The organism is Thermonema lapsum (assembly GCF_011761635.1).
In the GTDB taxonomy this organism is placed as follows: Bacteria; Bacteroidota; Bacteroidia; order Cytophagales; family Thermonemataceae; genus Thermonema; species Thermonema lapsum.
In genome coordinates, this window is record NZ_JAASRN010000001.1 from 298,044 (window position 1) to 322,417 (window position 24,374).

At 48.0% G+C, this 24,374-nt stretch carries 20 protein-coding genes; 13 read left to right on the plus strand and 7 right to left on the minus strand.

All coding sequences use genetic code 11. The features are described from left to right. The first annotated feature begins 107 nt into the window (after positions 1–107). Positions 108–554 (plus strand): hypothetical protein, encoded by a 447-nt coding sequence (locus FHS56_RS01210; protein ID WP_166918064.1) that lies wholly within the window; start codon positions 108–110, stop codon positions 552–554. A 143-nt stretch (positions 555–697) separates the two neighbouring features. Here FHS56_RS01210 and FHS56_RS01215 read toward each other — a convergent pair whose 3' ends face one another. Next, positions 698–1,417, minus strand: coding sequence for a hypothetical protein (locus FHS56_RS01215; protein WP_166918065.1), 720 nt, complete (start codon positions 1,415–1,417; stop codon positions 698–700). Positions 1,418–1,627: 210 nt separating this feature from the next. Here FHS56_RS01215 and FHS56_RS01220 point away from each other — a divergent pair, with 210 nt between their 5' ends. Then, entirely contained in the window at positions 1,628–3,064 is a 1,437-nt protein-coding gene (locus FHS56_RS01220) for a hypothetical protein (protein ID WP_166918066.1), read from the plus strand. 97 nt (positions 3,065–3,161) lie between these two features. Then, a complete protein-coding gene (locus FHS56_RS01225) occupies positions 3,162–5,987 on the plus strand; it encodes a TonB-dependent receptor (protein ID WP_166918067.1) in 2,826 nt (941 codons plus the stop codon). On the opposite strand, the gene FHS56_RS01230 is transcribed toward FHS56_RS01225, so the two are convergent. Beyond that, positions 5,943–6,509: a hypothetical protein gene (locus FHS56_RS01230; protein ID WP_166918068.1), complete on the minus strand. Its 567-nt coding sequence runs from the start codon at positions 6,507–6,509 to the stop codon at positions 5,943–5,945. The two genes, FHS56_RS01225 and FHS56_RS01230, sit on opposite strands and share 45 nt — an antisense overlap. A gap of 156 nt (positions 6,510–6,665) precedes the next feature. On the opposite strand from FHS56_RS01230, the gene FHS56_RS01235 reads away from it, so the two are divergent. From FHS56_RS01235 to FHS56_RS01245, 3 genes are all read left to right on the plus strand, one after another. Beyond that, a complete protein-coding gene (locus tag FHS56_RS01235; protein ID WP_166918069.1) occupies positions 6,666–6,917 on the plus strand; it encodes a hypothetical protein in 252 nt (83 codons plus the stop codon). 4 nt (positions 6,918–6,921) lie between these two features. Then, complete coding sequence (locus tag FHS56_RS01240) at positions 6,922–7,902, plus strand: DUF6976 family protein (RefSeq protein ID WP_166918070.1); 981 nt, start codon at positions 6,922–6,924, stop codon at positions 7,900–7,902. 240 nt (positions 7,903–8,142) lie between these two features. Further along, positions 8,143–8,598: a YbjN domain-containing protein gene (locus FHS56_RS01245; RefSeq protein ID WP_166918071.1), complete on the plus strand. Its 456-nt coding sequence runs from the start codon at positions 8,143–8,145 to the stop codon at positions 8,596–8,598. Positions 8,599–8,611: 13 nt separating this feature from the next. On the opposite strand, the gene FHS56_RS01250 is transcribed toward FHS56_RS01245, so the two are convergent. Further along, positions 8,612–9,295 (minus strand): GNAT family N-acetyltransferase, encoded by a 684-nt coding sequence (locus FHS56_RS01250; RefSeq protein ID WP_166918072.1) that lies wholly within the window; start codon positions 9,293–9,295, stop codon positions 8,612–8,614. Between the two features lie 227 nt (positions 9,296–9,522). On the opposite strand from FHS56_RS01250, the gene FHS56_RS01255 reads away from it, so the two are divergent. The 3 genes from FHS56_RS01255 to FHS56_RS01265 all read left to right on the plus strand — a co-directional run bounded on the left by FHS56_RS01255 (position 9,523) and on the right by FHS56_RS01265 (position 15,066). Further along, a complete protein-coding gene (locus tag FHS56_RS01255; RefSeq protein ID WP_166918073.1) occupies positions 9,523–10,926 on the plus strand; it encodes an MBL fold metallo-hydrolase RNA specificity domain-containing protein in 1,404 nt (467 codons plus the stop codon). Positions 10,927–11,392: 466 nt separating this feature from the next. Then, positions 11,393–12,940: a hydroxymethylglutaryl-CoA reductase gene (locus FHS56_RS01260; RefSeq protein ID WP_166918074.1), complete on the plus strand. Its 1,548-nt coding sequence runs from the start codon at positions 11,393–11,395 to the stop codon at positions 12,938–12,940. Positions 12,941–13,047: 107 nt separating this feature from the next. Further along, positions 13,048–15,066: a urocanate hydratase gene (locus tag FHS56_RS01265; RefSeq protein WP_166918075.1), complete on the plus strand. Its 2,019-nt coding sequence runs from the start codon at positions 13,048–13,050 to the stop codon at positions 15,064–15,066. A gap of 213 nt (positions 15,067–15,279) precedes the next feature. On the opposite strand, the gene lptB is transcribed toward FHS56_RS01265, so the two are convergent. From lptB to topA, 4 genes are all read right to left on the minus strand, one after another. Beyond that, positions 15,280–16,026: an LPS export ABC transporter ATP-binding protein gene (gene lptB / locus FHS56_RS01270; protein ID WP_166918076.1), complete on the minus strand. Its 747-nt coding sequence runs from the start codon at positions 16,024–16,026 to the stop codon at positions 15,280–15,282. A gap of 69 nt (positions 16,027–16,095) precedes the next feature. After that, positions 16,096–17,400, minus strand: coding sequence for a type IX secretion system plug protein (locus FHS56_RS01275; protein WP_166918077.1), 1,305 nt, complete (start codon positions 17,398–17,400; stop codon positions 16,096–16,098). After that, a complete protein-coding gene (gene menD / locus FHS56_RS01280) occupies positions 17,367–19,061 on the minus strand; it encodes a 2-succinyl-5-enolpyruvyl-6-hydroxy-3-cyclohexene-1-carboxylic-acid synthase (protein WP_166918078.1) in 1,695 nt (564 codons plus the stop codon). Before menD ends, FHS56_RS01275 begins: the two co-directional genes overlap by 34 nt. After that, positions 19,061–21,421: a type I DNA topoisomerase gene (gene topA / locus FHS56_RS01285; protein WP_166918079.1), complete on the minus strand. Its 2,361-nt coding sequence runs from the start codon at positions 21,419–21,421 to the stop codon at positions 19,061–19,063. Before topA ends, menD begins: the two co-directional genes overlap by 1 nt. Positions 21,422–21,650: 229 nt before the next feature. Between topA and FHS56_RS01290 the strand changes: the two genes are divergently transcribed. The 4 genes from FHS56_RS01290 (at position 21,651) to FHS56_RS01305 (ending at position 24,372) form a co-directional block, all read left to right on the plus strand. After that, positions 21,651–22,115: a SixA phosphatase family protein gene (locus tag FHS56_RS01290; protein WP_208409607.1), complete on the plus strand. Its 465-nt coding sequence runs from the start codon at positions 21,651–21,653 to the stop codon at positions 22,113–22,115. Positions 22,116–22,231: 116 nt separating this feature from the next. Beyond that, complete coding sequence (locus tag FHS56_RS01295) at positions 22,232–22,612, plus strand: hypothetical protein (protein WP_166918081.1); 381 nt, start codon at positions 22,232–22,234, stop codon at positions 22,610–22,612. Positions 22,613–22,648: 36 nt separating this feature from the next. Beyond that, on the plus strand, positions 22,649–23,464 hold the full coding sequence (locus tag FHS56_RS01300; protein WP_166918082.1) for a universal stress protein: 816 nt from the start codon (positions 22,649–22,651) through the stop codon (positions 23,462–23,464). Positions 23,465–23,511: 47 nt separating this feature from the next. Next, positions 23,512–24,372, plus strand: a complete 861-nt coding sequence (locus tag FHS56_RS01305; RefSeq protein ID WP_166918083.1) for a universal stress protein — start codon at positions 23,512–23,514, stop codon at positions 24,370–24,372. The last annotated feature ends 2 nt before the right edge of the window (positions 24,373–24,374 follow it).

The window sequence follows — 24,374 nt, forward strand, 5'->3', positions numbered from 1 at the left end:
TTTTTACCATGAACGGTGAATATAGCGGTTTTATTGAATCTGCTAACTTTGCATGCATTGAGCAATAATACTTACATTTTCTTAAATTGACAGAAAAAGAAGTTTATATGGAAAACCGTCATAATGCCATCCAGCAGCCTACGGAGGTGCTTATCAAAGAGTTGGAGCTGGAGGAAGCCATCCGTCGTCAGTTGGAAGATGCCCGCATTTATTTTGACTATAGCTTGATTCAAAATCCCGAAGATGCCAAAAATCCGTTGATAAAACTTGACCTGATTACCATCAACCCGCAGCACAACCAAAAATTCCTGTTTCACTCGGTGCGGGGGCACAGCAAGATAGACTTGCTCGAGCAAATGATAGATTACATAAAAAACTACAAGAAGAACCTTGAAAGCTATGAAATAGAATGGATGGACGCCCAGTTGCCCGATAAAGTGCAAGTGTCATGGTTTCGTGGCAACGATATCTTTGATGTTCTGAATAAGTTTTATTACGACAAGGAAAAAAGTCGCTTTCGTATTTTAAAAATCAAATTGATGCCGGAGGCATAGCGAAGCGAAACATATCCAAAGAAGTAAAAGCAAAGCCCGGACTGTCGGGCTTCTTGCTTTTTTAAATGCCTGTGTCTGCTTTCCGATGCTTCAAGCTACTTTCTTTGATGTTTCAGGAGGGCAAAAAATGAAGTTGTGTTTTATTACTTCTGGATTTCCTTTTCAGCAGCATTCAGGCGGTGAATGAGCGGGTCGGTGGTGGGGTCGGGAGGAAGCACCATGCCTTTGAGGGTATGCCACAGAGTGTCGGCAACTTTTATGTAAAGGGTATCGTGATATACCCAACGTATCCAGCCGTCTTTTTGCTCATCGCCCACCCGTAGCCATTGTTTGTACACTTCCTTCACTCGGAAGCGCTTATATTGGGGGCTATCCCATACTGCTGTCATGGCAGCGTCTTTGGGTGATACGCGTACAGGGTTTTTTTCGAACGAGAGGCGCTCTACTTGTCCGGCGTTGTTTAGCAGGTCTTTCCAAGGAATGAAGCGGAAGCGTGCCGTATCCAAAGCGATGTATGCTTTTTGATTCCACTCGTCATGATTGAGGCTTACAACATAATGATGGCGGTTCCAGCCTAAACATTTCCAGTAGGCGATGCTGTCCTGCGGGTACAGCAAGAACGGGTAGCTTTGGGCAATGGAATCCAGGCTGCATACGAGCAGGGTGTCTTGCAGTGCGCGGTCTTTAAACAAAACGAGAGGCGTGGAGTCAGTAAATGCCTGTTTTTTTAGCGCAAGCACTCCAATACCCGCGCGCAAGGCGTCGCCTGCTTGCATCTGCTCTTGTGTAGATGGGCTGCAGGCAAACAGATAGGGAGCGAACAAAATCACCGATGTCCATTTTATGAGCCTTCTTTTCTTCATTTTTTATGCTCTTTTTTGTGTATTGCGAAGGTAAACAGTCCCCTGTTTTGCCTTATTAAGCCATTGTTAAGAAATTGTTGAATATACTTGATGTTTTACCACTGGTGGGATGTTTAGTTAACTTTTTTTTAATGCACTTTTAATAATATCTTGCGCCCCGCAACCTACGTAGCCGCTACCTTTGCAACAGTCAAAAAACAAACATTAGCCATGAGAAAAATTTTAATGCTTTCAGCCGTTTTTGCTTTAGCACTTTCGGCTTGCAAGAAAGACAAAAAAGATCCCCTACCGGCGGATGCTACAATTTTTGAAGTAACCCGAGACCTGTCAGGCAATGTAGCTGTAAAAATCACCGACAGAGGAAGGGGCATCGGCACTCGCACGCTCTACAAAGACACGGTGTACATTTTAGATAACAGGGTATTTGTAAACGAGGGGCAGGTACTTACCATACAACCGGGTACTGTGATTAAAGGCGAAGTAGGTACCGGTGAAGAAGCCAGCGCTTTGATTGTGGCACGTGGCGGCAAAATCATAGCCAAAGGCACTGCCAGCCAACCCATTATCTTTACCACTATTGCCGATGACGTAAATAACCCTGCAGATGTACAAGCCGACGTTCGTGGACTGTGGGGGGGCTTGATTATCTTGGGTAAAGCTACCATAAACGACCCTACTGGTCAGAGTGCTATCGAAGGAATTCCCACCAGCGAACCACGTGGCTTGTATGGCGGCAGTGATGACAACGACAACTCAGGCGAACTGAGCTACATCTCTGTGCGTCATGGGGGTACTGAAATCGGTGCAGGAAATGAAATCAACGGCATTACCTTCGGTGCCGTAGGCGCTGGTACCAGAGTGGACCACTTGGAAGTGCTTGCCAACTTCGACGACGGTTATGAGTTCTTTGGTGGCACAGTATCTGCCAAATACCTGATTTCGGCTTACTGCAACGACGATGCGTATGACTGGGACCAAGGTTTCCGTGGCAAATTGCAGTATTTAGTAACCATACAAAAGCCTAATGAGGGTGGACGTGGTTTTGAGGCGAATGGGGTAGTGAATGATGCCCCTTTCAGCTATGACCGAACTCCCCGGTCTATTCCTTTGGTTGCAAACGGTACCTTCATTGGGCATGGGCGCAATAGCGGTGATAGGCAAGCCGTTATGTTGCGTCAAAACTCGGGAGGTAAGTTCTACAACTGTATCTTCTATAACTTCGCTGCAGGTATTGTTATTGACAACGTTAAGCCCTCAGAGCCTATTGAAAGTGAAACACGCTTGGACGAGGGTGACATAGTGTTTGCCAACAACTTGTTCTCTAAAATAGGCAGTGCAACAGACCTCAGTGGTGTAGGTGCTTCAAGCAGTGGCGATGTCCCTAATAAAATCACTACGCATCTGCAAAACAACAACAACGTCTATAATAATACTCCCGGTTTAAAGAGCCTGACTGTAGGACCAGAAACCCAAGGTTTGGACTTGGGCTTGACCACCGGCGGAGCTGCTGACAATGTCCCTGCTTTCAATGTGAGGAGTCTGGACACTTTCTTCGATGCAGTCAACAAAATAGGCGCTTTTGTGGACGGCACCAACTGGATGAAAGGTTGGACTGCCCTCGATACATACGGATTCTTGAAGGAATAAAACACACCATCACATCCATTAACACAAGCGGGGGCTTTGCCCCCGCTTTCATACAAAGCAAAAATGAAGAAGTAGTTTTAAAAAATAACAACTAAAAATGAAACGATTATCCCTTCTACTCCTGAGTTTCTGCCTGTCTGTCTTGACAGTATGGGCGCAAAATACTGGCACCTTGCGCGGTAAGGTCTATGATGCTGAATCAGGCGAGACCCTTGTTGGGGCTACAGTATTCGAGCCCACTACCTCCATAGGTACAGCCACCGACCTTGACGGACATTTCGAACTGCAGTTGCCAGCAGGTGTTTATACCATCGAAATCTCTTATGTGTCGTATCAAACCAAAAAGATTGAAGGGGTAGAGATAAAAGCCAGAGAGGTAGTTACACTCAATGTGCCCATGACAGGCGCATTGACTGCCTTGCAGGAGGTGGTAGTTACCGCCAAAATGGAACAAAACAACGAGTCGGCTATCCTGCTTCAGCAAAAAAACTCATCTAGAGTACTGGATGGCATTTCTGCCGAAACCTTTACCAAGACTGGCGATCGCGATGCCGGTGCGGCTTTGCGTCGTATTACCGGCGTGTCAGTGGAAGGTGGACGTTATGTGTATGTGCGTGGCTTGGGCGACCGCTATTCTAAAGCCACCCTCAACAGTGCCGAAATCCCCAGCTTGGACCCCAGCCGCAACGCGGTTCAATTTGATATTTTCCCTAGCAATCTACTTGACAACCTCATAGTATATAAAACATTCTCTGCCGACTTGCCCGGTGATTTTTCCGGCGGCTTGGTCAATGTAAAGACGAAAGAATTCCCTGAATACTTTACCTTGAGTGTCAATTCTTCTTATGCTTACAACACGCAAGCCACCTTCAATCCCAACTTCCTGACCTATCAAGGAGGCAAAACCGATTGGCTCGGATTTGATGATGGCACTCGTGCCGTACCTGCCGTAGCTGCCGGTCAAATCCCCAGTGTTGCTTTTGCCAGCAATGCCCAAGTGCGTCAGCAGCTGACCACCATTTCGCGCAGTTTCAATAAAGTGATGGCACCTTCTACCCAAGCGCCCTTCTTGAATCAACGCCATAGTTTCTCTCTTGGCAATCGAATCGACTGGAAAGGACGTCCTTTGGGCTACATCATAGCTTTGAGCTACCAAACTGACAATAATTACTACGAAAATGCACAGATGGGGCGCTATGCCTTCTCGGGCGGCGCCTTGCGCGAGCTGCTCTATGCCGACAACCTTCGCTACGGCGAGCAAAATGTACTGTGGGGCGCTTTGACAAACTTGTCCTACAAGCTGAGCGACAACCATAAGTTGAGCCTGAACCTGATGCGCAACCAAAGCGGCACCCAGTCGGCAACCTACTTTGCTGGACGCAACCTTCAAAACTTCGACGAATCGGTAGTCTTTGAATCACGCGTACTCGACTATATGCAGCGCTCTCTAACCAATGCCCAATTGAAAGGAGAACACTATTTGCCCGGCTTGGCAAAAGCCCGTATCGAATGGCATTCGGCTTATACGCTCAGCAGCCAAGAACAACCCGACTTGCGCATGTTTGCCGATGACTATACAGAAAGAAACGGTGTAAGAGAATACTCAATTTCTCCTTCTGTATATACACAGCCCACCCGTTTTTATCGCGACTTGAACGAAACCAACATAGACAACAAGTTCAATATAAGTATTCCTTTCAAAGCTTGGGGGAATGAGTCGAAATTCAAAGTAGGGGTCTCTTCACTCATGAAAGACCGTTCTTTCCGTGAACGTCGCCTGACCTATCGCATTCAGAATATCTCAGATTTCAAGGGCGACATAGACCTCTTCCTTGCCGATGAAAACTTGGGTATCATCGAGGAAGGAAACAGCTATACTATTAAGACCGTTGTTCAAGACGACAGCGAGAAGCGCAACCAATATGACGCGCAGCAGCAAGTGTGGGCTGCCTATGTGATGACCGACCTGCAACTGAGCCCCAAATGGAAAATAAATGCCGGCTTGCGCATAGAAAAAACCTATATGACTTTGGAAAGCTTAGACCCCTCGAAAGGAAAAGCCAAGCTGGACAATCTGGACCCCTTGCCGGCAGTCAACGTCATTTACAGTTTACGCAACGACATGAATTTGCGTGCAAGCTATAGCCGCACTTTGGCACGCCCCACCTTCCGTGAGTTGGCACCCTTTGCCTCTTTCGACTTTATCGGAGATTTTGTCTTGACAGGTAACCCCAACTTGCGCCGCACGTTGATTGATAATTTTGACTTGCGTTGGGAGGTGTTTCCGCGTGCCGGTGAGTTGATTTCGATAAGTGCTTTCTATAAACAATTCGACGGAGCCATTGAACGCGCCTTGGTGCCACAGGCTCAAAATACCGAGTTTTCCTTCCGCAATGTGGACCATGCTTTCCTTGTTGGTACAGAGCTTGAAATACGCAAAGCCCTTGATTTTATTTCGCCTGCTTTGCGTCACTTCCAAGCGGCGGTCAATACCAGCTATATTTATTCGAGGGTAGATATCCCCGAACAAGAGTATGCTTTGATTAAAGCAGTAGACCCCTCGCAGCCTTCTACGCGCCCCTTCTTTGCACAGTCGCCTTATCTGGTAAATGCCATCCTGAACTATAACAACGAGGACAAAGGCTTTGATGCCAGTGCCAGCCTGAATGTGTTTGGTCCCCGTTTAATGGTGGTGAGTGCAGGGGCTACCCCCAACGTGTTTGAACAACCGCGCCCAGCTTTGAATATCACCTTGCGCCAACGCTTCGGCGCTCAAAAACAATGGGCAATCACTGCCCGTGGCACCAACCTACTGAATCCTGAATATCGTATGGTGAATACCTACGATGGTAGGGAATACCCCTATCTGTCCTATCGCTTAGGACAAACCTTTACTTTGGGTGTAAGCTACACCATAGAATAAATCAAAACTACTTTTGCCAAAAAGCCTGCTGCATTTTGCGGCAGGCTTTTTAATTTTGTGCGCTTCGCTAAAAGCAGCAACTAAAATTTTGCCCGCATCTCTTAGAAAAAGACATGCAGACAATACTTCCACCTTGCTTACTTTTAGCGCTTGGCTCACATGCTGCCGGGCTACTACGACGGCTTCTTCGGGAGTTAATGAGTCTTTGGGAGCACCTGTGCGCGCATGATAGAGCTTTTCATTATTGATGAAGTAATAAGGCGTATTACCAATGTGAATCAGTTGCAAATCATACACAGACGAAACTATCTGCGTGGGGGGAAGCAACTGTTGAAAAGTCGGCGTTTGCTGCTCTTGTTTTAATTTTAAATGATTACCACGAATGTGGTCTATGTCTGACCAACTGAAGTACAAGCCACTGACCGTCCAAAGCAAAAACTGGATGCCTGTGGCTATGCCTAAGTAGCGGTGCCAAAGGCGTATTTGTCTTGCTCTTTTCCCTCTGAGTGAAGGTTTTATCATACGAACTTGCTGTTTTTTTGAACGCTTTAAATATAGCCAGTTCGGACGGTAAAAAGATGGTTTTTAAAAAAAGTTAAAAAATGTATCATAAATTACTTGCGTGCTTTTTTTCTATTTATTATTATTGCAGCATCGATTGAATGATAACAGCACCTTATGGAATTGAATTCTTATTCAAAAAGGAGTATCCCACCCAAAGAGCGGGAAGAGTGGAAAAAGATGATAACCGGTGAGATAGAACACAATTACCGCAACTTTGTTCTGAAGTTGATGCTTACACAGTTGCGTCGTGAGGTAGCTTTTGGAATGACGACCATGCCCGAAGCCATAGATAGGCTCTATCAATTGTGTGAAAAATATTCTTTGGCAGTACAACCAGATTGTAAAGAAATATTTAAATCTTGGTAGTTGAATGAAAGGAAAACTATACGATATTACAGAAGCACGTGCTTTGATAGAAGCAGGACGCTTGCTCGTGATTGCTGGCGATGACAGCCTGCTGCGCCGTTTGCCTAAAGGCAACTGGATTGGTGGCAGCAACCCTTATCTTTTAGACACAGACGGTGGCAAACACAGCCGAGAGTTGTTGTATGTGAAGGATTTTACGGAGCTGGCACAGCAATACAAATTCAAACTATATGACTCAGAAACCATAGAGCAAGTGGCTACCGATGCCTATGACAACGGGCTTATCCTGTTGGTACTTCCTTTCTTCACCGACGTGCATTTTCAATTCGCTCTCAAGGCACCGTCTCTGCCCAATCAATACATCAACCCTTTGATGGGCTGGGTGGCAGGCGTCGATTTCGACAAAGTAGGCGTGGAACTACCCGCTGTGTACTTGCAAGGGCAGCGTTATCAAGATAAAGGCGTGGCTTTGCATATACAATTGCCTGCCCATAAGGTGGGGCGTGTCGAAATCATCAACGTGTATGAGCAAGGCGATGGCGACCTTATCACTTTCGAAGAGGATGGCTTTTTTCATACGCACTGTTTGGTGAACGGCGAGCGCCGCCATCTCTATGATTACATGCTCACGCAAAACAGCTTTTTGCCGTTGGTTGCCGATTATACCGGCGCCAAAATCAACGTGGGCATGATAAAAGATGATGCCAACCGACGGATGATTTTTGCAGCACCTACTTTTCGGGGAGTAGAATACCGTTTGGCAAAGCCGGTAGAAGGCGATTATACGAGCCGCTTTTTTGAAGAGCTGAGCAAAGAGAATGGGAAGGAAATAGAATATTCCTACAGCTGCCTCTATAACTATTTTAATTTTGAGCTGGAAGGGAAGCCCCTACCCGGTTTCACCGGCGTATTTACCTACGGTGAGATAGGGTACCACCTTTTGAATGTGACTTTCGTTTATTTAGTCATAGAAGATATGCTATAAGAGCGTTTTGCTGATGTGTTAAGCCTAAAAATGAGCAAAATCGATAAGAGGCATTCCCTTTGGGTTTGCCCCTTATTTTTTTATTGTTAATGGTGTAACAAAAATAAAAAGAAAAAGTCGGAATCTTTCAATAGATTCCTATCTGCATTGTATCTTTTGAAGATGCTTGGGCAAAAAGTTTGTTCGAAATTTTGCAATTTTGCGAAGACAATTAGCTTCTCTTTACCAAAACCGAGTGCAATGGGATATTTAGATTATGCCGTATATGTGGATGAGGCTTTCCGTCTTTTGGGAATAAACCCCGAGGATGCTCGTGCAGCCTATCCCGGCTGTTGGTCTTTTGAGCGAGGCAGCATCAAGATGATGGTCATGCTCAACACAACCCCCACAGCCGACGAAGATGACGAAAAGGGGGAGACCATCTCTTTTATTTGTAAAATCATGGATGTTCCGCGTCGTCGCAAGCGCCAGTTCTTTCAACGTCTTTTAGAGTTCAACCATTCTTTCGTCAATGAACGTTTTGAGTTGTTTGCCGGGGAAGTATATCTGGCTGCCTGTCGCTTTCTCAAAGGATTAGACCCCGTAGAGGTGGCTTCTATCATGGACGAAATGAGCGCTACTGCCGACCAAGTGAAAGAAATGCTGCTCAAGGAGTTTGAAGATGCCATCGACAAGCGTACGACCAAATCAGCATAAAGCAAAAATAGCGTTATTGTGCTTTTTTATTGTTTGAGCTGCTTCTTGGGATAGGCACACTGTCCGGGAAGCAGTTCCATTTTTTCCAATCATAGTATTCCAAGGCATTGAATTGTTTTTTGTAGTCATAGTGCGAAGGCACTGGATAGGCATAACCTAAATAGTGGTATTGCTTGCCCTGCTGGCGGGCATAGTCAATTTCTACAAGAAGGGTGTAAATTCCCAAGCTGAAAGAAGCATAATCAGGGTCAAACATGGCATAAATAGCCGAGGTAGCCATCTGCCCGATGTCTATGAAACTGGCGGCAATCAACCGCTCCTCGTCGTAAACACATACTTCATGGATGCGTGTGGGGCGCTCTGGATGTTCCGGTAAGAAGTCGAACAAATGGGATGGAACATGCTCTTTGAACCGCTGTTTGTGTTTTTCGAAAAGCAACTGTTTTTGCATACCAAAGCGAAAGGGGCGTATGAGGGTCAAAAAGCGTTGGTTGCGTCGCCATATTTTTTGCTGCCGTTTTTTCATTGAAAAATCACAAAGCCTTATGCGCAGGGGCATCACATCTACTTCCACACCGCAGTGGAGCTCGGTAGTGTGCCGGAAAAAGTAGGTACCAAAGTGGCGCCAGCCGTCAGCCAGTAGCAGGTCAAGGGTGTTGTCCGGCACGTAAGCGGCAATAAAATACTCTCTGCTCATCGTAGTCTATTTGAGGTACGAAGCAAGGAGTTGCCTTGGCATGTGTCATTTATGTGATGATGGGGAGCAGACCGCTTTTACCCCTTGTTGTACCAGCTGTATGTCTGCATCCAATTTCCCCCAGTCTTCCATCTGCTACAATAACATCGAAAAAAACAGCCTTGTCCCCCTTGCCTTTGGTTGAATATTTTAAATTTAGCAAAAAAGCGTTTCAAACCTCTTTTATCATGGATGTGAACATCAAGTTTTTGGGCGGGGCACGCAGTGTAACAGGCTCCAAGTATTTGTTAGATATAGGCGACTTTCGTTTACTGCTTGACTGCGGTCTTTTCCAAGGTTTAAAAGAACTGCGACAGCGCAACTGGCAGGGCTTAGGGGTGGAGGTGAATACCATAGATGCCGTAGTGCTGACGCATGCGCATATAGACCATTCCGGTTATTTACCCCGTCTTTGCAAAGAGGGTTATCAAAACCCGGTGTATTGCACCGAACCGACCGCCGCCTTGCTCGAATTGCTGCTGCCCGACGCAGCACAGCTGCAGGAAGAAGAAGCGCACTATGCCAACAAGAAGGGGTATTCCAAGCACAATCCACCCTTGCCGCTCTATACAGCAGAAGATGCACAGGCAGTCTTCCCTTTGCTTCGGGCGCAGCCTTTCGATGAATGGAGCAATATCCATGAGCGTGTGAAGATACGCTATCGCTATGCCGGTCATATTTTAGGCGCTGCCATTGTGGAAATGCTCATTCAAGGCGACGAACAACAAAAGAAACTGGTTTTTTCGGGTGATTTGGGGCGTTATCATGACCCCGTGATGTATCCACCCGTAGCAGTCGAGGAAAGCGATATTCTGCTTGTAGAGTCCACTTATGGCAACCGGAAAGTGGAAAAAGAGGAAGTGACAGAGCAGTTGGCTGATTTGGTGAACCGGGTGTGCCGCCGCGAGGGGGTAGTGCTGATTCCTGCTTTCAGTGTGGGGCGCACCCAAACGCTGCTTTATTTACTTACACGTTTGATGGACGAAGGCAAAATTCCGCGTTTATTCATTTATGTGGATAGCCCCATGGCTATCAGTGCCACTTACCTCTACAAGAAGTACCGGGTTTATCATAAATTAAAAGACGAGGACCTTAGCCATGGGCACGATGTGTTCAACCATCCTCAAATTCGTTATTATCGCACACAGCAGGCTTCTATGAGCTTGAATGATTTGCGTAGCCCGGCAATCATTATTTCGGCAAGTGGCATGTGTACCGGCGGGCGCATCCTGCATCACCTCTATCATCGTTTGCCCCGTTACGAGGATATGGTATTGTTTGTAGGTTATCAGGCAGAAGGTACGCGGGGTCGCGACCTGCTCGAAGGCAAAGAGATGATTAAAATATTTGGTGAGCATGTGCCTGTCCATGCCGAAGTGGCTATGTTGCCCGGACTTTCTGCCCATGCCGATAGCGAGGAGTTGCTGCGCTGGTTGAGTAACTTCCATTCCGCGCCCAAGTACACCTTTGTGGTGCATGGCGAAGCCCCCGCTGCTGCTGCTATGAAAGAACAGATAGAAAACCGTTTAAAATGGAAGCATGTGGTTGTACCAAACTTTATGGAGTCTTTTCGTTTGTTTGATGGAATATGAGGCAAGGGGCGCCCTTTGATTTTTGAGTAAGTAAACATATCTTCTCGGTAGGGAGCTTAAAGAGGAGTTGGGGGGTGACTTCTAATCTTAGGGTTTTGTTTTTCTTCTTGCGCTTCTTTATAGTTTACTTTTTTCATTCTGGGTGCCCCTTATTTTTGTTATTTCGAGTGTCTTTTTCTTTGTCATCGCTTCATCAAGCATAGCAGAAAATTTATTTGCTACTCATTGTTTACCATAGGTTTTTGGGCTTGTTGCGCTTATGCTTCGTTCGAAAATACATACTTCAGTTGCTTTTGAGAGTAGTGTGAAGCCGAAAAGCCTAATGAGACCTTCCATATCCATTCGACAGTACAGCACTTCGCTTATCCAAATAAGTGGACTTCCACATTTGGTTTTTTTGTAAAAAAAGCTATATTACTACATGCATACCTTTAACTCTTTGTAAAATCATAAAACAAACAAAATTATGAACTTTATACCAAGTATCTTGTTGAAGCAGCTCTACACCCATGGAAGCCTTAAGAACGTAGAAGGCGGTGTGAGTTTGCGCATTAAAAACCGCCTCAAAGACGCCGACCTGGTAGCCATCAAGCGCATGAAAATCGACGACCGGGTTTTTGATGCCAGTCAAATTATCGTAGACCTGCTCGATGGCAGTCCCACTTTCAAGGCATCAGAAATGAAGGAAAAGATTCATTTCCCCTTGCGCAAGCAAATTGAACTGATGGTGCCCTGCCAGCCCTTGCCCGAAGGTATGCACCATATTGAGGTGGAATTCAAGGCGTCGCCTTTTGGCAATTTGACCATCAAAACGGATGATGCTATTAAAAAAGAACCAGAAGACCTGAAAAGAATACCCCGCGACCCCAGCGACGACTACAGCGAAAGCATTATTAAAGCTCGACAGAAGTTTGTGGAGGAATTCACAGGTAAAAAGCTGGAGCACGTGCCTCACTACTCTTTCGACCCTCATATAACACAGGGCAACTGCGAGCATTTTATAGGGGTGGCACAGGTACCCATGGGTATAGCTGGTCCCCTGAAAATCAATGGCGAACACGCGCAAGGGGAGTTTCTTATCCCACTGGCTACTTCAGAGGGCACTCTTGTGGCTTCTTATAACCGCGGCATGAAAGTGTTGAACCTGAGTGGGGGAGTTACCTGCACTGTCATTGGCGATGCCATGCAACGTGCACCGGTATTTATTTTCGAGAATGCCCGTGAAGCCCGTGAATTTGCCAAATGGGTAGAAGATAACTTTGACCACATAGCGCGTGAAGCAGAGGCTACCTCCAGTGTGGCAAAGCTCAAAGAAATAGACACTTATCTGTCGAATAAGTTCGCTTTTATGCGCTTCAACTACTACACCGGCGATGCCGCCGGGCAGAATATGGTAGGGCGTGCCACTTTTGCCGCCTGTGGTTGGATTTTAGATAACTACACCCCCGGTAAAATCAAGCAGTTCTATCTCGAATCGAACTTCGCTACCGACAAGAAAGCCTCGCAAGTGAATGTCATGCGCACTCGTGGCAAGCGGGTAGTAGCCGAGTGCACCGTAAAACGTGAAGTGCTGCAGCAAATCATGCGCGTGGATACGGAAAAGCTGTTTTATCATTACAATGTAGCCAATGTGGGTTCCATCCTTTCGGGTGCCAACAACAACGGGCTACACTCGGCTAATGCCATTACTGCCATGTTTATCGCTACGGGGCAGGACGTCGCCAATGTGTCGGAGTCCTCGGCAGGGGTGCTCTACTGTGAGCTCACGCCCGAAAAAGACCTTTATATGAGCATTACCATCCCTTCGTTGATTGTGGCTACTTATGGCGGAGGCACGGGCTTGGCTACCCAGCGCGAGTGCTTAGAGCTGTTGGGCTGCTATGGCAAAGGCAAAGTGAACAAGTTTGCCGAGATAGTAGCGGGGGTGGTGCTTGCCGGTGAGCTGTCGCTGGCATCGGCTATTTCTACCTTCGATTGGATTTCGAGCCACGAAGAATATGGACGTAACCGATAAGCACCATAGTTTTTTACCTGAAGCCGTCCCTTGTGGCGGCTTTTTGTTTTTTAACTGTATTGGGTACTTGATTTTTGGTTAATTTTGATGAAAAATATGAGAAAATCATGACAACATCCACCTCTGCTTTGACCGATTTTCAAAAAGCTATCTTGCAGGGCATCCCCCAAGAGCTGCCCCCACCAAAGCCTTACGACCCGAACGTAAACCATGCCCCTAAACGCAAAGACATACTCACCAAAGAAGAAAAGAAATTGGCGGTGCGCAATGCTCTGCGCTATTTCCCCAAACAGTGGCATGCGGTGCTGGCAAAGGAATTTGCCGAAGAGCTGGAGCGTTATGGGCGAATTTACATGTATCGCTTCCGTCCGGATTATCCCATGTATGCGCGCCCTATTGACGAGTACCCGCACCGTTCTAAGCAGGCGGCTGCCATCATGCTCATGATTCAAAATAATTTAGACCCCGAGGTGGCGCAGCACCCGCATGAACTCATCACCTACGGAGGCAATGGTGCCGTATTCCAAAACTGGGCGCAATACCTGCTTACTATGCAGTATTTAGCTACCATGACCGATGAGCAAACCTTAGTGATGTATTCGGGGCATCCGCTGGGACTCTTCCCTTCACACCCCGATGCGCCGCGCGTGGTGGTAACCAATGGCATCATGATTCCCAACTACTCAAAGCCTGACGATTGGGAACGCTTCAACGCTTTGGGGGTTACCCAGTACGGGCAGATGACCGCCGGCTCTTATATGTACATTGGACCGCAGGGCATCGTACACGGCACTACCATCACAATATTGAACGCTGCCCGCATGGTGAAGCCCGATGGCGACTTTGGCGGTATGTTGTTCGTGAGTGCAGGATTGGGGGGCATGAGTGGTGCACAACCCAAAGCAGCCAAGATTGCGGGAATGGTGTCGGTGGTAGCCGAAGTAAACCCCAAACCGCTGCATACGCGCCATAAGCAAGGCTGGGTTGATGAAGTCATCGACAACATGGAGGCGCTCATACGCCGGGTGCGCCAAGCCAAAGCCAACAAGGAAGCGGTGTCGATAGCCTATTGGGGCAATGTGGTAGAGGTATGGGAGCAGTTTGCCGAAGCAGGCATTCGCATAGACTTGGGTTCTGACCAAACCTCATTACACAACCCCTATGCCGGAGGCTATTACCCCGTAGGTTTGTCTTATGAAGAAGCCAACCGCATGATGGCAGAAGACCCCGAACGCTTCAAAGAGTTGGTTCACGAGTCGCTGCGACGTCATGTGGCGGCAGTCAATCGACATGCAGCGCAAGGCATGTACTTCTTTGATTATGGCAATGCGTTCTTGCTGCAGGCATCACGCGCTGGTGCCGATGTGTTGAAAGCAGACGGCACCTTCCGTTATCCTTCTTATGTGCAAGATATTATGGGACCGCTGTGCTTTGACTATGGCTTTGGTCCTTTCCGTTGGGTGTGTACCAGTGGCGACCCGCAAGACCTTGCCACCACCGACGCCATTGCTTTGGAGGTGATGCGCGCCATGTATGAAGAGGCGCCCGAAGAAATCAAACCTCAGCTCAAGGACAACATCCTTTGGATAGAGCATGCGCAAGAAAACAATCTGGTAGTGGGTTCACAAGCCCGCATCCTCTATGCCGATGCCGAAGGGCGCATGCGCATTGCAGCGGCGTTTAACCGTGCCATTCGGGAGGGGCGCATCAAAGCACCCATCGTCTTGGGGCGTGACCATCACGATGTATCGGGCACAGATTCGCCCTTCCGCGAAACTTCCAACATATACGATGGTTCGCAGTTCACTGCCGACATGGCAGTGCACAATTTCGTAGGCGACGCTTTCCGTGGCGCTACTTGGGTGAGTCTGCACAACGGTGGAGGGGTAGGCTGGGGCGAAGTCATCAATGGGGGCTTTGGCTTGGTGATTGACGGCTCTGCCGATGCCGAGCGCCGCCTGCATCAAATGCTCTTCTGGGATGTGAACAACGGTATTGCCCGCCGTAGCTGGGCACGCAACCCACACGCCATGAATACCATACGTCGCGCCATGCAGCAAGAGCCCAGAATGAAAGTAACCATGCCCTATCTGGTTGATGATGACCTGCTGGATGCGCTTTTTTAAAAAGCAACCAATTGCCTCCTCTGCATTGAAGGCGGGCGGAGTTGAGCCAGCGTTGCCTCTTTATTAGAATTGACTGAGCATGTTTCAGCTTAGCAATATCGATTCCCGGAAGGGATAGCGCCCACAGAGGCGCACAAGACAAAAGCGGCAGACAGGGCGTTTGCCGCTTTTGTTTTTTTCCTTAAAAAGAATGGGCACAGTAAGTAAAAGCTGTCAAGAAGCAGCATCAAAAATCTTACGTTTGAACTCATACAACTCGCCCAAGTAATACTTGCGCACCTCTGGGTCGTTGACCAGCTCTTCGGGCACGCCCGAGCGAAACACCTTCCCTTGCGACATCACATACGCCCGGTCGGTGATAGAAAGCGTTTCATCTACGTTGTGGTCGGTGATAAGGATGCCCAAGTTTTTGGCTTTCAGCTTGTACACTATCTTTTGTATCTCCTCCACGGCAATGGGGTCAACGCCTGCAAAGGGCTCATCTAACAACAAAAACTTAGGATTGGAAGCCAAGGCACGAGCTATCTCGGTGCGGCGGCGTTCGCCTCCCGACAATACCTTGCCCAAGCTTTTGCGTACATGCGTAAGACTGAACTCCTCGAGCAGCTGCTCGGCACGTTCTTTTTGCTCTTTTTTCGACATGCCTGTCATTTGGAGCACTGCCAGCAGGTTTTCTTCTACGCTCAGGTTACGAAATACCGAAGCCTCTTGTGGTAGGTAGCCGATGCCGCGCCGCGCCCGCCTGTACATGGGCAGGGGCGTAATGTCTTCATCACCCAAGTAAATTTTGCCTTCATTGGGTTTAATCAGCCCCACAATCATGTAAAAAGAAGTGGTTTTGCCTGCCCCATTAGGACCCAGCAGCCCCACGATGCTGCCTTGCTCTACCTCTACCGACACGTGATTCACCACCTTACGCTTGCCGTATTGTTTGAGTAGATTCTCTGCCCGTAAAATCATATGGAATTCTTTGGTTGCTGCATGAAGACGCAAATATATAACAAAGCTCGGGAAAGGATGTGTTTAGCATTATGGCAGCCGGCGGTAAGCAATGAGGCGGTCGGGGCGTCCCGGGGCTGCGCTGTAATACAAAAAGCCCTCATATACATTGCGGGTTTCTTGAAAATTACCCTCCCAGTATGCTGTTCGGCAGCTGCCGCTGCTGTCCGGGGTAGCATAGGCATAATCATAAACCCCTTGTTTAAGTCGCAGCGAGGCGCTCAATACCTGACGGCTGCTGTCGTAGTGCATGCGGTTTGCTTCTGTGCAACGGCGTCGGTTGAAAGCTCCCACCACATACACCCCTTGCGGCGGGGGAGGACCGTCTGTTTCTAAATAAAAGTGCACTTCTACATAGTCGCTGCCCGCATGTGGCAAGTCATTGTCGTAGTTCTGTACTAAGAAAAGCCCATTCATGTCGTTACGGCTAAAATAGGGAGTCAAACGGCGGCTTTTGTCTCGCCCCAGATGCACCTGTACGAGTGAATCGCTGCTTTCAGGATAGACCACTTCTGCCACGTGGAAACCCAAAAAACGCAGGCTGCCCGCTTCGAATCGCCGGTATTCGTTGCCCCCTTCCCATGACTGTTTGCCGGTAAAGTCTCTGTACTCCACGCGATTTTGCAACTCATCGACGCGAGAGGGGGAGTACAGGCGGCGATTGTTGGCATCGTAATTTTGCTGCACGTAGAGGTACAGCTGCTCTTGTGGATAGCTTATATTCAGCAACGAAGGGCTGTATTCTACTGTCCAACTTACTTGCTGATGACTGCGCAGCTCCGAAGGCAGTGCACTGTTTTGTATCTCGCCCTGAAGTATAGCAGGACGCGTTTCATACACCATAAAACGGCGGCTTAGCACTGGGCGCCCGTCCGGGCGGCTATAGACCGTCAAGAGGTAATTGCCCGAGTGCTTTACCGGCGGCACGTCGAAACGATAGTGCACATAGCGCTGCCTTGTCTGAAAGGAAAATACATAGTTCACGATGTTGAACTCATTGTAGCTGTCTAAATACTCATTCACGGGCAAGGAAGAGGGCGTCCAATCGTGTTGGCAATGCTGTATTTTTACATAAAAATCGCGCACATCTTCGCCCAAGTCGTCGAAGCGCAGCCGCAAGCGCTCGTTGCTTCCCAAGGCGATGACAGGCGGTTCGCCGAGCACTTCTTGCTCTCCGCGTAGCGGATACAATAAGTCGGTATAGATGTCGGCATGGTAACGGTGGTCATCATAAATCAAGGGTACTTCGTTTTGCTGTACCGGATAGCTGACTGGCATGCAGCCTGCAAAGAGCAGCAAGACTAAGGCGAAGCAGCAAGTAGCTTTTCTTTCCATGACTGTTGAAATTTTTCAAAAATATGGGCATTCTGTTGCCTGTCAACCATTACTTCCATGACCGCTATGCCCTCCTGGGAAACAAAAGCTTTCCATTGGCTTTCAAAATCAGCGGTACTGTACACTTCAAAGCAAGGGATGCCGTAGTGTGCCATCAAAGAAGCTGCTCGGCGCTGGTGAGGGGTTTCAAAGAAGGTAATGCCTATGGACTGTTGTTGACGGGGACCCTCTATCAAGCGGAAGATACCTCCTCCTTGATTGTTTATTAAAATAACTTTGAAGTTCAATGTTTGTGGTGCTTCCCAGAAAGCATTGCTGTCGTAGAAGAAAGCTACATCGCCGGTAAGCAGAAACACAGGGCGTTGTTCTACACGCGCAGCCCCCAAGGCGGTGCTGGTGCAGCCGTCGATGCCGCTTGTACCGCGGTTGGCACGTACGAGCACTTCCCGCGGGCTGCGTAGCATTTCCACATAGCGCACGGGGCTGCTGTTGGCTACATACAGGAGGGATTGCGCCGGCAGCCGCTTCAATACTTCTTGTGTAAGCCATAGTTCGTGTAATTCGCCAGCTTGCAAATAGGGGCTTTCATGCAAATAGCTTTCATAGGTAGCGGCAAGCTGTTCTATCTGCTTGCGGTATTGCACAGCCTTAGGAGCAAACAACTGCAAGCTTGCTTTAAAGAAAGCGGCTTCGTTGCAGCGCAAGAGGTGGGTAAGCGAGCGAAAAGGGTCAGCAACTTTGCCTGCGGTTTGTATGTGCCAGTGGTATTTGGGCGGATGGCTACGCAGCAGCAGCTTGAGTGGTTTCGATAACACGCTGCCTCCTGCCGTAATCAGCAAGTCGGGCGCCAGTGTATGGGGCAAGATGTTGGGGTAGGGCAGCCCCGAAGAAAAAGGGTAATTGGCTAAGCGCCCGTGTATGAGGGGCGTGTTGGTTCTATTGCAAAACTGCTCTACATCCTCATAAAAGGAGGCAAGGTAGGCGCTTTGCCCCAGCAAGATGAGAGGGCGCTGCGCCTGTTCCCACAAACTGGCAAGCAGTGCCAGGCTTTCTTTATCGGGGGAGTGGTTCTGTGCACTGATTTCTTCTATGGTTCGACAGTGCTCTTCGAAAGTGGGCTGGTCGTCAGGGGCAGGATAAAGCGGCTCGCGAAACGGACAGTTGACATGCACCGGTCCGCGAGGAAAACGCATTGCGTCATTGTAGGCTTCATTGATGCTACGCTGCAGGTGCCAGCGGGCATCTGGGTGTTCATAAGATACGGGCAATTGATAGCTCTTTTTCACATGAGGGGCAAACAAATGCTGTTGATGTATGGCTTGCCCGTCTTGCTGGTCTATCCATTCTGGGGGGCGGTCGGCAGTAAGCACCAGCAAAGGCACTTCCAAATAAAACGCTTCTACCACGGCAGGGGCAAAATTGACCGCTGCCGTGCCCGAGGTACATACCAAGGCTACCGCTTCGCACAGCGTTTGGGCTATGCCCAATGCTTGATAGGCAGCGCTGCGCTCGTCATGCACTACATAGGTATGGATTTTTGGATGATGTGCAAATGCCAAGGTGAGGGGGGCAGAGCGCGAGCCCGGACTAATAACCACATGGCGCAAGCCTCGGGCTGCCAGTATCTGCACAATTTGATATGCTGCATGATAGGCTTTCACTACTCTTTCTTCTTCGATTTACTGCTGTTTGTTTTGCGTTCTTTGCCCTTGTTTTTACTTTTTTTCTTTTCTTGATAATCGGCAATCAACTGTTCACATTCTTCGAGGCTCAGCGTGGCTGGGTTTTTGTCTTTGGGCAGCGATACATTCAGCTTGCCTTTCTTAATATAAGGACCAAAGCGCCCTTTGAGTATCTGTATGCCTGCCTCCTCGAATACTTTGATGCTGCGCTCTTGGTCGGCTTGCCGCTTGCGCTCTATGATTTCTATGGCACGGCTTTCGTCCACGGTGAGCGGGTCGTCTTCTTTTCCCAAGCTGTAAAACTTGCCGTCGTGCAGCAGATAGGGACCGAAACGCCCAATGTTGGCAACGATGGGTTTGCCTTCGAAATTGCCTATCTCTCGTGGCAGCTTAAACAGTTCCAGCGCCTCTTCGAGGGTGATGGTTTCCATTAGTTGCCCTTTGCGAAGGCTGGCAGACTTGGGCTTTTCGTCTTCGTTGCCCTCGCCTATTTGTACATAGGCACCATAGCGTCCCAGTTTTACGTACACCGGCTCGCCTGTTTCGGGGTGGGTACCCAGCAGGCGTTGGTTGGGCACCTCTTTGCGGTCTATAAGCGTGGTAGCTTCTACTTTGGGATGGAAGTGGTCGTAAAACTCACGCAACATTTTCACCCAGTTTAGCTTGCCTTGTGCTATCTCGTCGAAAGCAGCTTCTATTTTTGCTGTGAAGGAATAGTCCATCACATCGGCAAAATGCTGCATGAGGAAGTCGGTAACGACTATGCCTGTATTGGTTGGGAACAGTTTATTTTTCTCTGCTCCGTAGATTTCGGTTTTTTCTAGTTCTTTAATGGATTGCCCCTGCAAAACCAGTTCGTGGTAAGTACGCTCTTTGCCCGGGCGGCTTTCTTTCACTACATAACCGCGCTTCTGTATGGTAGAAATGATGGGGGCATAGGTAGAAGGGCGCCCGATGCCCAGCTCTTCGAGCTTGCGCACCAGAGAGGCTTCGGTGTAGCGTGCCGGCGGGCGGCTGAAGCGTTCTATGGCTTTCAGCTCTGCCAGTTGCAGGGCTTGTCCTTCTTGGAGGGGAGGCAGTGCCTTGTTGCTACTTTTGCTGTTGTCTTCTTCTTCGTCGTCACTCGATTCCATATATACCGTAAGAAAACCATCGAACAGAATCACTTCGCCTTCGGCAAAGAGTTGCTCGGGACGGGTTGAGATGTCAATGGTAGCGATGGTACGCTCTATTTGGGCATCGCTCATTTGCGAGGCGATGGCTCGGCGCCAAATCAGTTCGTAGAGCATTTGTTCGGCACTGTCGCTGCTCACTTCCATGCGGCTGAAGTCCGTGGGGCGTATGGCTTCGTGTGCTTCTTGGGCACCGCTTGCTTTGGTTTTGTATTGGCGGGGTTGGCTGTATTTTTCACCAAAACGCTCTATGATGGTTTGCTTTGCCATCTCGAGGGCCTCTTGCGAGAGGTTGGTAGAGTCGGTACGCATATAGGTGATGTACCCCGATTCGTAAAGTCTTTGCGCCAAAGTCATGGTTTGAGCTACCGAAAAGCCCAGTTTTCGCGAAGCTTCCTGTTGCAGGGTAGAGGTGGTGAAAGGGGGTGCCGGTGAGCGCTTCGACGGTTTTTTTACGAGCGCCGAAATGTGGAATGTGGCTTGCCGGCAATCTTCTAAGAAGCGACGCGCTTCTTCGAGTGAAAGCAGGTTCTTTTTTAGCTCGGCTTGCAGTTGTTTGCCATTGCCCAAGTCGAAAAGGGCAATGACTTTGTAAGACGAAGAAGCACGAAAAGCTTCTATTTCTCTTTCACGCTCTACAATCAAACGCAGGGCTACTGATTGCACCCTGCCTGCTGATAGCCCCCACTTTATCTTTTTCCATAGAATAGGCGACAGCTCGAAGCCTACCAGCCGGTCTAAGATGCGGCGCGCCTGTTGGGCATTTACCAAGTCAATATCTATTTGACGGGGATTTTTGATAGCGTTGAGGATGGCATTTTTTGTGATTTCGCGAAATACGATGCGCTTGGCTTTGTTTTCATCCAGTCCTAAGGTCTCTTTCAAGTGCCATGAAATGGCTTCGCCTTCTCGGTCGTCGTCGGTAGCGAGCCAAACGGTATCGGCTTTGCGTGCCAGCTCTTCGAGTTTTTTGATAATGTCCTTTTTGTCTTTATCTACTTCGTAGGTGGGTTGAAAGTCGTTTTGTATATCTACTGCCAGTTCCCCTTTGGGTAAGTCGCGTATATGTCCGTAGCTCGATTGTACTACAAAGTCTTGGTCTTTAAGATATTTTTCAATGGTTTTGGCTTTTGCGGGCGACTCTACTATCATTAAGTTTTTGGGCATTGCTCTTGGCTTTTGTTTTACAAGTAGAACTCTTATTCAGATTGCAAAAAAGAACAAATCTTTCAATTTAAAAGAAAGAGTTTTCTCTTTTTTTTGTGTAAGGTATTACAAGAAAAGCACTACAAATATATAAAGCTTGTTTGTCAAGTCTTCGAAAATGCTTAATTGCTTTACCTTTATGTAAGTGATTTTTGGATTTAAAAATACGAAAATGGAAAAAAGGTTGATTTTGATTCGTCATGCTGAAGCTGAAGCGGTGGCTTTGTCTGACAAGGAGCGCGCCCTCACTCAAAGGGGCATCCGTCAGGTGTATCTTTTGAGCGAATGGATGCAACAGCATCATTTTTTACCCGAGCATATCATACACAGCACGGCGCTGCGTTGCGAACAGACTGCACGTTTGCTTGCCGAGCGTCTGGCAACAGCCACCACACTGCAAGCCGAAGAACAGCTCTATGAGGCTTCTATGCGTCAAATAATAGAGACGCTGGTGCATGTGCCGGCTACTATCCACGAAGTGGCGCTTATAGGGCATAATCCTCATCTCAGCTATTTCGCCGAATGGCTCAGTGGGGAGCCTTTGGGGATGTTGGCACCGGCATCGGCAGTAGCCTTTCACTTGCCGGTTGACGAATGGAATATGCTCAGCGGGCAAATCGCTACCCTGCTGGGTCGCTTTGAAGCCACGCACTGAAAATGATAAAAATCAGCGCAGAAAATGAGTGGAATCATTTGAAAAGTTGCAAGAGGGGGGTAACTTTAAAATAGCTTAAAAGCGATAGGTTCAACCCACACTATCCCCCTTTTGCTATGATTACCACTTATGAAGCATGCCCAATCACCCCGCTTGATTATTCGCAAAACCCGACGACGGCAGGGAGCGTGGCTGCCTTGCCACAAAAGTCTGTTGATTTTTCAGTACGTCTCCTGCCTTTTGGAGCGGAAAAAATAGTGATGCTTTATCTGCCAAAGACACCTCTCGCATGGGATGTGTTGGGAGGGAATAAAGTGAATGTGTTGTTTGCAGGAGGGGCAAGCCTGCTTCTTCGAATCAGTGGGCATTATCTGATGGTTGAGCTAAAAGAGATGGGGCAGGAAGCCACTGTGGTAGCATATAAATTCACACAGCCACTCAAACGCTTTCAGGAGGTGGCTTGGGAAGACCATGTCTTATGGTTGTCTGCAAATTAAGAAGAAGAAACAATAACCGATTCAAATAAAGGGTATATGCAAAAGACATCTATTGACCATGTAGTAGTAGCTACTGATTTTTCCGACAATGCTGGGCAGGCACTGCTTTACGCCATAGAGCTTTGTCGCAGGCTGGGCGCTGACCTCTCGCTCTTTCATGTGCTTACTTTCGACAAATTGGACAAAGGCGAGGAGGCAGTGGCTGCCATAGAAGCCAAAATGGAAAGCCTACGTAAAAATTACCTTTACCATGAGAAAAGCGTACGCTACCGTACAACTTATGTTAAAATAGGCAGAGACCTGAAAGAGGAGTTGTTGTCTATCTTTAAAGAGGCGCCGGTGGACTTGTTGCTGATGGGTACCCGTGGGGCAGGACAAACCTCCCGTTTGTTTGGAAGTATCGCTTCTTTTATGTTGCACGCAGCACCTGCACCTGTATTGTTTATACCACCGCATACCGCCTTCTCGCCTATCCGTCATATTACTTTTGCCTGCGATTACGAGCAAATACAAAGTTTGGAGGAGGTGAAACCCTTGGCGGTTTTCGCCAAGCTTTTGCAAGCAGAGGTGCGTATTTTACATGTACATCCTCAGCCTGCTAAGATGCCTTTGGGCACTGCCATGAAAAGCTTGGCGATAGATAGCCTTTTTGAGGAAGTAGAGCATGAGATGGATTTTGTCCGTGACGACAATCCGGAAAGAGGGATTAAGCAATACTTGGAAACAACACCCACCGATTGCTTGGCTATCAAGCCCCGTAAGCATGAACGTAGTTTCTGGGAAAAAATATTGACCCGCTCGGTCAGCGATTCGCTCATTGGGCATTTGCCTATCCCGCTCTATACTTTGTAGTAGCCTTGTTTTTTTGTAAAAAGTATAAACCAAAATAGTTTTTGCTTATGAAACGTATCCTCGTACCAGTAGATTTCTCGCAAGAGTCTTTGTATGCACTCGATTTTGCCTGTCAACTGGCAAGAATCAAAGATGCTGAAATTGACCTTTTTCATGTGGTAGAGAGTTATTTGCACGTATATGCTGACATTGACGGTGTGCGCATTGTGCAAACCGAAGAAGAAAAAGCCTATGAGTTGTTCATGGTTAAGGTGGCACAGCAGAAACTGCATGCTTTAGCCGCACAATACAGCGACGTAAAAATAGAAATGTACCTACAAATCGGCAACTTCATGCAAAGCATTGCCGAAAAAATTACTAATAAACCCGTAGATAGCATCATCATGGGCTCGCACGGTATTAGCAATCATGATTATGCATATGTAGGTAGCAATACAGAAAAAGTAGTGCGCTATGCTCAAGTGCCCGTCTTGGTGATAAAAGACAAAGTGGCACCCGAAGACATCAATAAAATAGCCCTGTTTAGCTCTCTGTATGAAGAAGACATGAGCGATAAACTGATGGAGCGTCTTAGCAATTTGCAATCGCTACTGGAGGCTCGTTTGCATTTGGTGCGTGTGAACATACCCGGCGATGTGATGCCCTATCGTGAGGTGAAGCGTCGTGCCGAAGAATGGCTTGATAGGCATGGAGTAAAAAACTATACCATAGCTGAGTATGCCGATGTAGATGAAGAAGAAGGAATGCTGCATTATTCCGAAGACTTCGGCGTGGATATGATAGCCATAGGCACCCATGGGCGTCGTGGCTTGCGCCGCTTGCTGAGTCCGCGCCCCAGCATTTCCGAACAGTTAGCTCTACATGCCAAGTTGCCTGTGTGGACTTTCAACGTAGAAAAAGGGAAATAAAC

Excerpts from the sequence above, each read along its gene's own strand:
- lptB (WP_166918076.1), bottom strand. The coding sequence starts at position 16,026 with ATGATTTTACGGGCAGAGAATCTACTCAAACAATACGGCAAGCGTAAG.
- FHS56_RS01215 (WP_166918065.1), bottom strand. The coding sequence starts at position 1,417 with ATGAAGAAAAGAAGGCTCATAAAATGGACATCGGTGATTTTGTTCGCT.
- FHS56_RS01295 (WP_166918081.1), top strand. The coding sequence starts at position 22,232 with ATGATTACCACTTATGAAGCATGCCCAATCACCCCGCTTGATTATTCG.
- FHS56_RS01260 (WP_166918074.1), top strand. The coding sequence starts at position 11,393 with ATGAACTTTATACCAAGTATCTTGTTGAAGCAGCTCTACACCCATGGA.
- FHS56_RS01220 (WP_166918066.1), top strand. The coding sequence starts at position 1,628 with ATGAGAAAAATTTTAATGCTTTCAGCCGTTTTTGCTTTAGCACTTTCG.
- FHS56_RS01245 (WP_166918071.1), top strand. The coding sequence starts at position 8,143 with ATGGGATATTTAGATTATGCCGTATATGTGGATGAGGCTTTCCGTCTT.
- FHS56_RS01235 (WP_166918069.1), top strand. The coding sequence starts at position 6,666 with ATGGAATTGAATTCTTATTCAAAAAGGAGTATCCCACCCAAAGAGCGG.
- topA (WP_166918079.1), bottom strand. The coding sequence starts at position 21,421 with ATGCCCAAAAACTTAATGATAGTAGAGTCGCCCGCAAAAGCCAAAACC.
- FHS56_RS01210 (WP_166918064.1), top strand. The coding sequence starts at position 108 with ATGGAAAACCGTCATAATGCCATCCAGCAGCCTACGGAGGTGCTTATC.
- FHS56_RS01255 (WP_166918073.1), top strand. The coding sequence starts at position 9,523 with ATGGATGTGAACATCAAGTTTTTGGGCGGGGCACGCAGTGTAACAGGC.
- FHS56_RS01240 (WP_166918070.1), top strand. The coding sequence starts at position 6,922 with ATGAAAGGAAAACTATACGATATTACAGAAGCACGTGCTTTGATAGAA.
- FHS56_RS01300 (WP_166918082.1), top strand. The coding sequence starts at position 22,649 with ATGCAAAAGACATCTATTGACCATGTAGTAGTAGCTACTGATTTTTCC.
- FHS56_RS01225 (WP_166918067.1), top strand. The coding sequence starts at position 3,162 with ATGAAACGATTATCCCTTCTACTCCTGAGTTTCTGCCTGTCTGTCTTG.
- FHS56_RS01305 (WP_166918083.1), top strand. The coding sequence starts at position 23,512 with ATGAAACGTATCCTCGTACCAGTAGATTTCTCGCAAGAGTCTTTGTAT.
- FHS56_RS01230 (WP_166918068.1), bottom strand. The coding sequence starts at position 6,509 with ATGATAAAACCTTCACTCAGAGGGAAAAGAGCAAGACAAATACGCCTT.
- FHS56_RS01275 (WP_166918077.1), bottom strand. The coding sequence starts at position 17,400 with ATGGAAAGAAAAGCTACTTGCTGCTTCGCCTTAGTCTTGCTGCTCTTT.
- FHS56_RS01250 (WP_166918072.1), bottom strand. The coding sequence starts at position 9,295 with ATGAGCAGAGAGTATTTTATTGCCGCTTACGTGCCGGACAACACCCTT.
- FHS56_RS01265 (WP_166918075.1), top strand. The coding sequence starts at position 13,048 with ATGACAACATCCACCTCTGCTTTGACCGATTTTCAAAAAGCTATCTTG.